10 protein-coding genes and 1 pseudogene are annotated in these 12043 nt (G+C 71.7%); 9 read left to right on the forward strand and 2 right to left on the reverse strand.

Annotation, left to right across the window (positions count from 1 at the left end):
- The first annotated feature begins 117 nt into the window (after nucleotides 1–117).
- The 7 genes from OG698_RS24675 to OG698_RS24705 all read left to right on the forward strand — a co-directional run bounded on the left by OG698_RS24675 (nucleotide 118) and on the right by OG698_RS24705 (nucleotide 8493).
- The gene (locus tag OG698_RS24675; protein ID WP_406105481.1) at nucleotides 118–1095 is read left to right on the forward strand and encodes a DUF2797 domain-containing protein; all 978 of its coding nucleotides are present in this window, start codon (nucleotides 118–120) and stop codon (nucleotides 1093–1095) included.
- A 199-nt stretch (nucleotides 1096–1294) separates the two neighbouring features.
- Nucleotides 1295–1618: an antibiotic biosynthesis monooxygenase family protein gene (locus OG698_RS24680; protein ID WP_406105483.1), complete on the forward strand. Its 324-nt coding sequence runs from the start codon at nucleotides 1295–1297 to the stop codon at nucleotides 1616–1618.
- A 28-nt stretch (nucleotides 1619–1646) separates the two neighbouring features.
- Nucleotides 1647–2561, forward strand: a complete 915-nt coding sequence (locus OG698_RS24685; RefSeq protein WP_406111262.1) for an amidohydrolase family protein — start codon at nucleotides 1647–1649, stop codon at nucleotides 2559–2561.
- Between the two features lie 118 nt (nucleotides 2562–2679).
- Nucleotides 2680–3429 carry a response regulator transcription factor gene (locus OG698_RS24690; RefSeq protein WP_382623538.1) on the forward strand — a complete coding sequence of 250 codons (750 nt, stop codon included), beginning with the start codon at nucleotides 2680–2682 and terminating at the stop codon, nucleotides 3427–3429.
- Complete coding sequence (locus tag OG698_RS24695; RefSeq protein WP_406105485.1) at nucleotides 3426–4907, forward strand: sensor histidine kinase; 1482 nt, start codon at nucleotides 3426–3428, stop codon at nucleotides 4905–4907. The genes OG698_RS24690 and OG698_RS24695 overlap by 4 nt, the downstream gene beginning before the upstream one ends.
- A 26-nt stretch (nucleotides 4908–4933) precedes the next feature.
- On the forward strand, nucleotides 4934–6274 hold the full coding sequence (locus OG698_RS24700) for a bifunctional glycosyltransferase family 2/GtrA family protein (protein ID WP_116512167.1): 1341 nt from the start codon (nucleotides 4934–4936) through the stop codon (nucleotides 6272–6274).
- The gene (locus tag OG698_RS24705; protein WP_406105487.1) at nucleotides 6271–8493 is read left to right on the forward strand and encodes an ArnT family glycosyltransferase; all 2223 of its coding nucleotides are present in this window, start codon (nucleotides 6271–6273) and stop codon (nucleotides 8491–8493) included. The genes OG698_RS24700 and OG698_RS24705 overlap by 4 nt, the downstream gene beginning before the upstream one ends.
- Before the next feature lie 8 nt (nucleotides 8494–8501).
- Here the strand turns inward: OG698_RS24705 and OG698_RS24710 are convergent, their stop codons facing one another.
- A complete protein-coding gene (locus OG698_RS24710; protein ID WP_399969285.1) occupies nucleotides 8502–9362 on the reverse strand; it encodes an endonuclease/exonuclease/phosphatase family protein in 861 nt (286 codons plus the stop codon).
- A gap of 138 nt (nucleotides 9363–9500) precedes the next feature.
- Between OG698_RS24710 and OG698_RS24715 the strand changes: the two genes are divergently transcribed.
- Nucleotides 9501–11048, forward strand: a complete 1548-nt coding sequence (locus tag OG698_RS24715) for an MFS transporter (RefSeq protein ID WP_406105488.1) — start codon at nucleotides 9501–9503, stop codon at nucleotides 11046–11048.
- 87 nt (nucleotides 11049–11135) lie between these two features.
- Nucleotides 11136–11921 (forward strand): TetR/AcrR family transcriptional regulator, encoded by a 786-nt coding sequence (locus tag OG698_RS24720; RefSeq protein WP_399969288.1) that lies wholly within the window; start codon nucleotides 11136–11138, stop codon nucleotides 11919–11921.
- A 4-nt stretch (nucleotides 11922–11925) separates the two neighbouring features.
- Here the strand turns inward: OG698_RS24720 and OG698_RS24725 are convergent.
- A pseudogene (locus OG698_RS24725) lies at nucleotides 11926–12024 on the reverse strand (PPOX class F420-dependent oxidoreductase); the annotation flags it as partial.
- Nucleotides 12025–12043 lie beyond the last annotated feature (19 nt).

The raw sequence follows: 12043 nt of genomic DNA on the forward strand, positions 1-12043 counted from the left end.
ACGCGATGAAGAAGAAGCCCGGCGCCGCCACGGTCCCCGCCCCTGATCACGTCCCCGAACAGCAGGAACGTACCGCAGCTCCTGGCGATGTCAGTGCCCGGGAGTAGCGTCCTGAGCATGACGTGGTGGTGCACCGGGGTGCGGTGGCGGGTCGGGGGCGGGCCGGCGCTGGGGTGGTACGGGGAGGGGAAGGGGGAGCGCGAGAGCCCCCTCGCCTTCGGGGACGTGCTGGCTTTCCGGGCCGTGGGTGGGCGCGGATGTCTCGGGGTGTGGCGGGGCGGCTGGCGTACGCCGTGTCCGGCGGCGGCGGTGCTGTCCGGGCGGGGGACGCGCGCGCAGTGTGCCGAGTGCGCCGGGATCGACCGGGCGCACTCCGTTGCCGCGGACACCATGGCGGACGACCCGAGGCCGTACCACGTGTATCTCGCCTGGTTCGGGAGCGGGATGGTGAAGGTGGGGATCACCGGGGTCGGGCGGGGGTCCGCCCGGCTGCTCGAACAAGGGGCCGTCGCGTTCACGTGGTTGGGGCGCGGGCCGCTGATGGCGGCGCGGCGGGCGGAGGAACTGCTGCGCAGCGCGCTCGGCGTTCCGGACCGGATTCCGTACGCGCAGAAGCGGGCCGTACGGGCGGCGCTGCCCCCGGCCGGTGAGCGGGCGGGGGAGCTGGCCAGGGCGCATGCCACGGCCGTCGCGCTCGCAGGGTGGCCCGAGTCGCTGGAGCGGCTGCCGTGCGAGGTGGTCGATCACGCGGAGGTCTTCGGGATCGAGGGCGGAGTGGACGGCGCGGCAGGCGGTGGGCGGCTCGGGGGCGTGGGGGCCGTCGTGAGCGAGTTGGTCGAGGGCGGGGTGGTCGTGGGGACGCTGGTAGCCGCCGCGGGGCCGGATCTGCATCTCGTGGAGCGAATGGGGTCTCCCCTGCTCGAGCGAGGCCGAGAGGTTGGGGAAGGGCGGCGGCTCGTGGTCGACACCCGGCTGCTCGCCGGGTGGCAGCTGGAGGCGTTGGGGAAGTCGGAGGGGGAGGCGGCGGACGTGGTGTCCTCCGTGCCGGTGAAACCGGTGAAAGAGGTGCCCGCGGTGCAGGGTGGGTTGTTCTAGGGCTGTTCTGAGGCTGCTCCAGGAGGAGGCGCGAGGAGGCGCCGGGCTTCGTCGACCGGATGGTCAAGTCTCGCTTCCCGTAGGGCGATGGGGGTGGACACCGTCCGTCGCCGCACCGCATCGTGAGGACATGAGTGATCACGGAGTAGCACCTGTCGGGTCGGAGGGCAGTTCCGGTCCCGCCGGTACCGTCCGGCCCGTGCCCGTCTTCGAACCGCCTTACTACGCCGCCGTGTTCACCTCGGTGCGCACGCCCGGAGACAACGGGTACGGGGCGACCGCCGAGCGGATGTCGGAGTTGGTCAGGGAGATACCGGGGTTTCTGGGGGAGGATTCCGCGGTCTCGGAAGGCGGGCTGCGGATCACCGTCGCCTACTTCCGGCACGAGGAAGGGCTCAGGGAGTGGGCCGGGAACGGGGAGCACCGGGAGGCCCAGCGGCGCGGGCGCGCCGAGTGGTACGAGAGCTACTCCCTCCATGTCGCCAAGGTCGAGCGGAGTCACGGATTTGAGCGCGGAGAGTAACGCGGAGGGCGGTGCGGCGAACAGCGCGGTGGGCGGTGCGGACACCGGCACGGCGGGCGTCGGTGAGGCTGATCGGGTCGCCCGGTTCCGGGAGCGGCACGGCCTGGCCGGACTCGTCGACGTGCACACGCACTTCATGCCCGAGCGGGTCCTGAAGAAGGTGTGGGAGTACTTCGACGCGGCGGGGCCGCTGACCGGGATGGCCTGGCCCATCGCGTACCGGGAGGAAGAGGCGCAACGGATCGCGCGGCTGCGGGAGTTCGGGGTCGAGTCCTTCACCTCCATGCTCTATCCGCACAAGGCGGGCATGGCCGAGTGGCTCAACGGATGGGCGGTCGACTTCGCGCGCCGGACGCCCGGCTGTCTGCACACGTCGACGTTCTTCCCCGAGCCGGGCGTGGACCGGTACGTGCGCGAGGCCATCGAGGCGGGCACGCGCGTCTTCAAGGCGCATGTGCAGGTCGGGGCGTACGACCCGAACGACGAACTGCTCGACCCCGTGTGGGGGATGCTCGCCGAGGCCCGTATCCCCGTGGTCATGCACTGCGGCTCCGGGCCCGCCCCCGGCAAGCACACCGGGCCCGAGCCCGTCGCCCGGCTGCTCGCCCGGCATCCGCGGCTGCCGGTGATCGTGGCCCACATGGGGATGCCCGAGTACCCGGACTTCCTTGACCTGGCCGAGCGGTACGGGGAGGTGCGCCTCGACACGACGATGGCGTTCACCGATTTCAGTGAGCGTTTTTCCCCGTTCCCGCGCGCAGAGCTCGCCCGGCTCGCCGATCTCGGGGACCGGATCCTGCTGGGCACCGACTTCCCCAACATTCCGTACCCCTATGTCCACCAGCTGGAGGCCCTGGAGCGGCTCGGTCTCGGGGAGGAGTGGCTGCGGGCCGTGTGCCACGGGAACGGGGCACGGCTGTTCGGCCTTGACTCCTTGGCGTAACCCTTTGGCTTGGCGTAACCCCTCGGACTGACGCTCCTGAGACACCGCTGTGCGTTTCTCAGGGAATTCACAGGTTGTCGAAAGCCGGTTCTCAGAGCGGGCGCGCAGGGTGTGCATCATGACCGCGACCTCGCCCCAGGGGCGTACCGAACTGCTGAGGCCGGACGGGACCCCCGTCCGGGTCCTCGTCGTGGACGACGAACAGTCGATCACCGAGCTGCTCTCCATGGCCCTGCGTTACGAGGGCTGGCAGATCCGCAGTGCCGGGGACGGGATGGGCGCGGTGCAGACCGCGCGCGAGTTCCGGCCCGACGCCATCGTGCTCGACATGATGCTGCCCGACATGGACGGCCTGTCCGTGCTCGGCCGGCTGCGGCGCGAGCACCAGGACGTGCCGGTGCTGTTCCTGACCGCGAAGGACGCCGTCGAGGACCGGATCGCCGGGCTCACGGCCGGCGGTGACGACTATGTGACCAAGCCGTTCAGCCTGGAGGAGGTCGTCGCCCGGCTGCGCGGCCTCATCCGCCGCTCGGGCGCCGCCGACCGGCGCAGCGAGTCCGTGCTCGTCGTGGGTGACCTGACGCTCGACGAGGACAGCCACGAGGTGTCCCGCGGCGGGGACGGCATCCATCTGACCGCCACCGAGTTCGAGCTGCTCCGCTATCTGATGCGCAACCCGCGCCGGGTGCTGAGCAAGGCGCAGATACTGGACCGCGTCTGGAGCTACGACTTCGGCGGCCAGGCCAACGTCGTGGAGCTGTACATCTCGTACCTGCGCCGGAAGATCGATGCCGGGCGCGAGCCGATGATCCACACGCGGCGCGGCGCCGGGTACCTCATCAAGCCCGCCGTTCCCGTCGCGTCATGAGCAGGCCGCGGCAGCCGCGCAGCCTGCGCAAGCGGCTCGTCATCACGGCTGTCGCCCTGATCGCCCTGGTGTGCGCGGTCATCGGAACGGTGACCACCATCGCGTTGCACACCTATCTGTACGACCAGCTCGACAAGCAGGTGCGTGGCGCCGCCGTCCTGTCCACGGGCGGGCCCGGTCCGGAGCGCCAGGCGCAGAACCTGAACTTTCTCGCCGGTCCGAGCAGGCCGGGCACCATCGGCGCCCTCGTCGACTCCGACGGAGGCGTCACCGAGGCCGCGAAGAGCGTCGCCGACCGTGACAACCCGATCGTCCCGCTGACGGACGCGCAGATCACTGCGCTGGAGAGCGTCCCGCAGGACGGCGGGACGCACAGCGTCAGCGTGCCCGGGCTCGGCGACTACCGGGTCTCCTCGAAGCCGGGCGGAAACACCTTGGTCGGCCTGTCCGAGACCGAGGTGCAGGACACCCTGAACACCCTCGTCGTCGTGGAGGTCAGCGTCACTGCCGCCGGTCTCGTCGCCGCGTCCCTCGCCGGCGCGGCCATGGTCGGCGTCGCCCTGCGGCCCCTGCGCCGCGTCGCGTCCACCGCGACCCGCGTCTCCGAACTCCCCCTGCACAGCGGCGAAGTGGCCCTCCACGAGCGGGTCCCCGACACCGAGGCCGACCCGCGCACGGAGGTCGGCCAGGTCGGCGCCGCTCTCAACCGCATGCTCGATCACGTGAACGGAGCGCTGGAGGCGCGCCAGCAGAGCGAGACGCGCGTGCGGCAGTTCGTCGCCGACGCCAGTCATGAGCTGCGTACGCCGCTCGCCTCGATCCGCGGATACGCCGAGCTCACCCGGCGCGGCCGTGAGGAGACCGGTCCCGACACCCGGCACGCGCTGGGCCGTATCGAGTCCGAGGCCCACCGCATGACCGGACTCGTCGAGGATCTGCTGCTGCTCGCGCGGCTCGACTCCGGCCGCCCCCTGTCGTACGAGGCGACCGACCTGTCACCGCTGGTCGTGGACGCGTTGAGCGATGCCCGCGCGGCCGGCCAGGACCACGCCTGGCGGCTCGAACTTCCGGACGACCCCGCCCTCGTGCTCGCCGACGGGCCGCGCATCCATCAGGTGCTGGTGAACCTCCTGGCCAACGCCCGTACGCACACGCCGCCGGGCACCACCGTGACCGCGCGCGTGCACCGGCACGGTCCCTGGGTCTGCCTGGATGTCCAGGACAACGGTCCCGGCATACCGCCTGAGCTGCTCCCGCACGTCTTCGAGCGGTTCGCGCGCGGCGACACCTCACGCTCCCGGGCCCACGGCTCGACCGGCCTCGGCCTCGCCATCGTGCAGGCCGTCGCGGCCGCGCACGGCGGCGCCGTGACCGTCGACAGCGTGCCCGGCCGGACCGTTTTCACCGTCCATCTGCCGGCCTGTGCCGAACCCGTCACGCACTCACAGGTGGGCCACAGTCTCACCACACTGACCTGACAGGGCAGTTGGCGAATGTCGGTGTCATGCGAACCGACTCTTCTCCGGGCACCGACCCCTCCCTGGGGGTGCTGCCGGCACGGGAGCACCTCCCGGCCGGCGTGGGCGATGCACCGGTTCTGGACGTAGTGATCCCGGTCTACAACGAGGAGCGGGACCTCGGTCCCTGCGTACGCAGGCTGCACCGGCACCTCGTCGGAACCTTCCCCTACCGCTTCCGCATCACGATCGCGGACAACGCGTCCACCGACGCGACCCCGGACGTCGCCGCCTCCCTGGCGGCCGCGCTCCCCGAGGTCCGGCACGCCCGCCTGGAGCAGAAGGGCCGCGGGCGAGCCCTGCGCACCGTCTGGTCCGCGTCCGACGCGCCCGTCCTCGCCTACATGGACGTCGACCTGTCCACCGACCTCAACGCGCTGCTCCCGCTGGTAGCGCCCCTGATCTCGGGCCACTCGGACCTGGCGATCGGCTCACGCCTCGCGCGCAGTTCACGCGTCGTGCGCGGGCCGAAGCGCGAGTTCATCTCGCGCGCCTACAACCTGATTCTGCGCGGCTCCCTCCAGGCCCGCTTCTCCGACGCCCAGTGCGGCTTCAAGGCGATCCGGCGCGATGTGGCGCGGGTCCTGCTGCCGCTCGTCGAGGACACCGGCTGGTTCTTCGACACCGAGATGCTCGTCCTCGCCGAGCGGGCCGGGCTACGGATCCACGAGGTGCCGGTCGACTGGGTCGACGACCCGGACTCGACGGTGCACATCGTGAAGACGGCCACCGACGACCTCAAGGGCGTGTGGCGCGTGGGCCGGGCGCTCGCGGTCGGCGCGCTCCCCCTGGACCGGCTCGCCCGCCCCTTCGGCGACGACCCGCGCGACCGCCAGGTCCCGGGCGTGCCCCGGGGACTGGCCCGCCAGCTGGTCGGCTTCTGCGTCGTGGGCGCCCTGTCGACCCTCGTCTATCTGCTCCTCTACTCCGGATTCCGTACGTTCACGGGGTCGCAGGTCGCCAACGCGCTGGCCCTCCTCGTCTCGGCCGTCGCCAACACGGCCGCCAACCGGCGCCTCACCTTCGGCGTCCGCGGCCGCGACCGGGCCGTCCGCCACCAGGCGCAGGGCCTCGTCGTGTTCGCGATCGGGCTCGCCCTGACCAGCGGCTCGCTCGCCGCGCTCGGCGCCGCCTCCGCGGACCCGGCGCACTCCACGGAACTCGCGGTGCTCGTCGCCGCCAACCTCGCGGCGACGGTGCTGCGCTTCCTGCTCTTCCGGGCCTGGGTGTTCCCCGAGCCGCCCGCGCCCGTGGCGCCGCCCGTACCCCCTGCGCCGGACGCCGCCTCCCGAACTACGTACGACCACGAACTGAGGACCGGACGATGACCCTGCCCCACCTCCCCGCCGACGCACCCGCGCTGCCACCGCCCACGGCCGCACCGGCCGTGCAGGGCCGGGGCCACGGCCGCACCGAGCAGCCCCCGCTCAGCCGGGTCTGGCGCGGCCGGGCCGAGGACCCGCGCTGGGCGCGCCCCGCGTTCCTCGGCCTGCTGCTCGTCGTGGCGCTCGCGTACCTGTGGAACCTGAGCGCCTCCGGTTACGCCAACTCCTTCTACTCCGCGGCCGTGCAGGCCGGGAGCCAGAGCTGGAAGGCGATGTTCTTCGGCTCGCTCGACTCGGCCAACGCCATCACCGTCGACAAGCCCCCGGCGTCGCTGTGGCCGATGGCGCTCTCGGTGCGGATCTTCGGCCTCAGCTCCTGGGCGATCCTCGTCCCGCAGGTCCTGATGGGCGTGGCGACGGCGGGCGTCCTGTACGCGGCCGTGCGGCGTCGGTTCAGCGCGGCGGCCGGGCTGCTCACCGTGGTGGCGTTCGCGCTCACGCCCGTCGCCGCCCTGATGTTCCGCTTCAACAACCCGGACGCCCTGCTGGCGCTCCTGATGACCGTCACGGTCTACTGCGTCCTGCGCGGCATGGAGAACGGCCGGACGAAGTGGCTGGTGTGGGCGGGCGTCGCCGTCGGCCTCGCGTTCCTCGCGAAGACCCTCCAGGCGTTCCTGATCCTGCCGCCGCTGGCCGTCCTGTACGCGGTGTTCGCGCCGGGCAGGCCGCTCAAGCGGATCGGACAGCTGCTGCTCTCCGGGCTCGCGATGGTCGTCGCGGGCGGCTGGTGGGTCGCGGTCGTAGAGCTGTGGCCCGCGTCCTCGCGCCCGTACATCGGCGGCTCCCAGAACAACTCCTTCCTTGAACTGACCTTCGGCTACAACGGGCTCGGCCGGATCAACGGCGAGGAGACCGGCAGCGTCGGCGGTGGCGGCATGGGCGGCGGCAGCAGCATGTGGGGCGAGACCGGCATCGACCGGATGTTCAACTCCGAGATCGGCAGCCAGATCTCCTGGCTCCTGCCGGCCGCGCTGCTGCTGCTCATCGCCGGGGTCGTCGTCACGTGGAAGGCGCGGCGGACCGACACGGCACGCGCCGCGTTCCTCGCGTGGGGCGGCTCGCTGGTGATGACCATGGTCGTCTTCAGCTTCATGGCCGGGATCTTCCACCAGTACTACACGGTGGCCCTCGCCCCCTACGCGGCCGCGCTCGTCGGCATGGGCGCGAGCGTGCTGTGGGAGGAGCGGGCCAGGTTCACGGCGTCGGCCGCGCTCGGCGTCACGGTGGCGGTGACGGCCGTGTGGTCGTACGTCCTGCTGAACCGGACGCCCGACTATGTGCCGTGGCTGCGCTGGGTGATCCTCGTCGGCGGCGTCGCGGCGGGCCTCGGCCTGGCCGTCGCGGGCCGGCTGAACCGGCAACTGGCGCTCGGCGCCGCCGGTGTGGGCCTCGTGGCCGCACTGGCCGGGCCGACCGCGTACACCGTCAGCACGCTCGGCACCGGGCACAGCGGGTCGATCGTGACGGCCGGTCCTGCGGGGGCGAGCATGATGGGCGGCCGGGGCGGCTTCCCCGGTGGCCCCGGCGGCGAAGGCGGCATGCGCGGCGGCGGAATGCAGCCGCCCGGCCAGGGCCGGCAGAACGGCCAGGGTCAGCCGGGCCAGCTGCCCGGTCAGGGCGGGCAGGGCCAGCAGGGTGGCGGCATGGGCCAGCCCCCGACCGGCGGCATGCCCGGCCAGGGCAATGGCCAGGGCCAGAACCAGGGCACGGGCAACGGCAAGCAGCAGGGCGGCACCGGCACCATGCCCGGCGGCGCCGGCATGGGTGAACGCGGCGGCGCGGCCGGCGGCGGAATGGGCGGTCTCCTCAACGGCGCCCAGGTCAGCGCCAAGGCCAAGGCCCTCGTCGAGAAGAACGCGGACGACTACACCTGGGCCGCCGCGGCCATCGGCTCGCAGAACGCGGCGAGCTACCAGCTGTCCACCGGGAAGCCCGTCATGGCGATCGGCGGCTTCAACGGAAGCGACCCGTCCCCGACGCTCGCCCAGTTCAAGAGCTACGTCGAGGACGGGAAGATCCACTACTTCATCGGTGGCGGCATGGGCGGGATGGGCGGCGGCAGCGGCTCCGCCTCGAAGATCCAGTCCTGGGTCGAGAAGAACTACACGAAGGTCACCGTGGGCAGCGCGACCTTCTACGACCTGACGAAGCCCAAGAGCTGACCGGAGAGCTACCGGCTCTTACGCGTCAGCGCCAGATCGGCGACAACCGGGCGGTGGTCCGAGGCGAGAGTCTCGGCCACCGCCGCGTCGCGTACCCGGACCCCCTCGCCCACGGCGACGTAGTCGATCCGCTTGACCGGATCGGCCGCCGGGAAGGTGTTCGCCCCCGGGTCGGCGGGCGTCAGTTCCTTCCACAGCGGGGCGAGTTCGGGCGCGTCCGGTTCCGCGTTGAAGTCGCCGAGCAGGATCTGGCGGTCCCTGGGCGACGTACGTTCCGCGGCCATGATCCTGCGCGTGTCGGCGACCTGCGCGGCCCGTACCGACGGGTCGGGCCGGTAGTCGAGGTGCGTCACGAACACCTGGACCGGCACCCCGCGCACCTTCAGCTCGACCTCCCCGAAGCCGGGGGCGGGCGCCGGGACCGGGTTCGGGTCCTGCGTCGACAGGCGGGTGATCTCGTGGTTGACGGCGCTGCGGACCGGATACCGGGACAGGACCGCGACCCCGTACTCGCGGCGCGGCCCGCCTTCCTCGACCGGGTCGAGGCTGTAGATCGGCGCGAACGACACATGCATCCCGAGCCGGTCCGCCAACTCCTCGGCCAGATCCCGGTTCTGGCTGCGCGCGTCCCAGTGGACGTCGACCTCCTGGAGCCCGATCACATCGGCGTGCAGGGCGCGCAGCGCCGCCTCCTGCCGGTCGAGATCGAAGACGTTGTCCATGCCGGAACCGGCATGGATGTTGTACGTGGCGATGCGCAGCGGGACGGGTGGCGGTCCCCCGGCGGCCTGCGCGGGCGGCGCGGCGGCGAGTCCCCCCAACAGCCCGGCGGCGAGCAGAACGTGCGGTGTGCGGCGGTGCTTGGACATCCGACCCCTCACTCATCAGGTTTCAGGCGGGAGAACGCTAGCGGGTGTCCGGCGCCGAAAAGTGACTTGGCCGCCTCGCGGGGACGGCTATACGGTGTACGACGTCACTCGACATACACCGTATAGGGGAATCTGAACATGACGGCGACGACCGCCGAGAACTCAACGGCCGCCACCGGCGGCGGCCACCCTCCCCCAAGCTCTCAGCTTCGTTCGACCAGGGGGGACCCCCATCGCTGGCTGATCCTCGGCGTCATCTGCCTCGCCCAGCTCACCGTGCTGCTCGACAACACCGTCCTGAACGTGGCGATCCCCTCCCTCACCCGGGAGCTGGACGCCTCGACCTCCGACATCCAGTGGATGATCAACGCGTACTCGCTGGTCCAGTCGGGTCTGTTGCTCACCGCGGGCAGCTCCGCCGACCGCTACGGGCGCAAGAAGATGCTCGCGGTGGGGCTCGTCCTGTTCGGCGCCGGATCGCTGGTCGCCGGACTCGCCCAGTCCACCGGGCAGTTGATCGCCGCGCGCGCCGGCATGGGCGTCGGCGGCGCGCTCCTGATGACCACCACGCTCGCCGTCGTCGTGCAGATCTTCGACGACAAGGAACGGGTCAGGGCGATCGGCCTGTGGGCCACCGTGAACTCCCTCGGCTTCGCCGCGGGCCCGCTCATCGGCGGCGTCATGCTCGACCACTTCTGGTGGGGCGCGATCTTCCTGATCAACATCCCGGTCGCGGTGATCGGCCTGATCGCGGTCATCGCGCTCGTCCCCGAGTCCAAGAACCCGCTCGGCGACCGCCCCGACCTGGTCGGCGCGCTCCTGTCCACGGTCGGTATGACGGGCGTGGTCTACGCGATCATCTCGGGCCCGCAGCACGGCTGGACGTCCGCACACGTCGGCATCTCCGCGCTGGTCGGCCTCGTGGTCCTGGCCGCGTTCGTCGTGTGGGAGCTGCGCATCCCGTATCCGATGCTCGACATGCACTTCTTCCGCAACCAGCAGTTCACCGGCGCCGTCGCCGGCGCGATCCTGGTCGCCTTCGGCATGGGCGGCTCGCTCTTCCTGCTCACCCAGCACCTCCAGTTCGTGCTCGGTTACGGGGCCCTGGAGGCCGGTCTGCGCACGGCGCCGATGGCCCTGACGGTCGTCGTCCTCAACCTCACCGGCGTCGGTGCGCGCATCCTGCCGAAGCTCGGCACCCCCGCGACCATCGCCACCGGCATGTCGTGCCTCGCGGCCGGTCTCGCCGCGATCGCCCTGCTCGGCGGGGACTCGTACGGGGGCATGCTGCTCGGCCTCGTCGTGATGGGCGCGGGCATCTCCATCGCCATGCCCGCCATGGCGAACGCCATCATGAGCGCGATCCCGCCGGAGAAGGCGGGCGTCGGCGCCGGAGTCAACGGCACGCTCGCCGAGTTCGGCAACGGTCTCGGCGTGGCCGTTCTCGGCGCCGTGCTGAACTCCCGGTTCGCCGCGCTCGTATCCGTCTCCGCGGCCTCGCTCCCGGCCGCGCTCGCCGCGGCGAAGTCGGGGGCGGAGCGGGAGCGGATCGCCGACGCGTTCTCCTCGGGTCTGGAGACCAGCCAGCTGGTCGGCGCGGTCGCCGTACTCGCGGGCGGCCTGCTGGCCGCGGCGTTGCTCAGGAGGGCGGAGCGGGCAGGCTCAGCGGTGAAGGCCGCGGCGTAGCTGCACTTAGCATCGGTGGTGGCGGACCGGGCCGTTCCGGTCCGCTGCCGGAACCGGGCCGGTACGAGGACTTTGGGAAGGTGCGCCATGGCGAAGGCAGCCGACCGCGCGGGGCGTCCGGCGCGGACGAGCGTCTGGCTGGAGGGCAAGACGCCGCGTACCCGCAGGAGCGAGGCGCCCAGCACGCTCGACCGGGAGCGGATCACCGCGGCCACGGTGAGACTCCTCGACGCGGAGGGCCTCGCCAAGTTCTCGATGCGGCGCCTCGCGGCCGAGCTCGGCGTGACCGCGATGTCCGTCTACTGGTACGTCGACACCAAGGACGACCTCCTGGAGCTGGCCCTCGACCGCGTCTTCGGCGAGATGGAACTGCCCGAGCCCGCGGCGCCCGACGGCGACTGGCGCACCCCGCTGAGGCAGCTCGCCGGGGTGTACCGCGCGAGCCTGGTGCGCCACCCCTGGACCTCCCCGCTGACGGGTCACTTCCTCAACATCGGCCCGCACTCGCTGGCGTTCTCGCGCCAGGTGCAGCGCATCATCGAGGACACCGGCCTCACCCTGCAGGGCCAGCGGGGCGCGATCGCCGCCGTCTTCCAGTTCGTGTACGGGTACGGGACCATCGAGGGCCACTTCGTGCAGCGCTGCGCGGACGCCGGGATGACCCAGGACGAGTACTACCACCACGCGATGGGCGCCTTCGGCGAACTGGCCCCGGAAATGGCCGAGGACTACGAGAACGCGCGGGCGCTGATGGCGGGCACCGAGGGGCACAAGGTGGAGGACATCCGCGAGGCCGACTTCCAGATCGCGCTCGACCTGCTGGTGGCCGGCATCGACACGATGGTCGCGGCCCAGCGGAACGCCTCCGGCTAGAACGTCACGCGAGATGCGCCGGGAATCCGCCGGTCGCGACGGGTCCCCATCGCTCCGGTGTGATCCGGATGATGGACTTGCCCTGCTTGAGCATTGCGGCGCGGGCCTCTTTTTTTGCGTCC

The sequence above is a fragment of the Streptomyces sp. NBC_01003 genome, assembly GCF_045162695.1.
Lineage (GTDB): Bacteria > Actinomycetota > Actinomycetes > Streptomycetales > Streptomycetaceae > Streptomyces.

Excerpts from the sequence above, each read along its gene's own strand:
- OG698_RS24695 (WP_406105485.1), top strand. The coding sequence starts at position 3,426 with ATGAGCAGGCCGCGGCAGCCGCGCAGCCTGCGCAAGCGGCTCGTCATC.
- OG698_RS24690 (WP_382623538.1), top strand. The coding sequence starts at position 2,680 with ATGACCGCGACCTCGCCCCAGGGGCGTACCGAACTGCTGAGGCCGGAC.
- OG698_RS24675 (WP_406105481.1), top strand. The coding sequence starts at position 118 with ATGACGTGGTGGTGCACCGGGGTGCGGTGGCGGGTCGGGGGCGGGCCG.
- OG698_RS24710 (WP_399969285.1), bottom strand. The coding sequence starts at position 9,362 with ATGTCCAAGCACCGCCGCACACCGCACGTTCTGCTCGCCGCCGGGCTG.
- OG698_RS24715 (WP_406105488.1), top strand. The coding sequence starts at position 9,501 with ATGACGGCGACGACCGCCGAGAACTCAACGGCCGCCACCGGCGGCGGC.
- OG698_RS24705 (WP_406105487.1), top strand. The coding sequence starts at position 6,271 with ATGACCCTGCCCCACCTCCCCGCCGACGCACCCGCGCTGCCACCGCCC.
- OG698_RS24700 (WP_116512167.1), top strand. The coding sequence starts at position 4,934 with ATGCGAACCGACTCTTCTCCGGGCACCGACCCCTCCCTGGGGGTGCTG.
- OG698_RS24720 (WP_399969288.1), top strand. The coding sequence starts at position 11,136 with ATGGCGAAGGCAGCCGACCGCGCGGGGCGTCCGGCGCGGACGAGCGTC.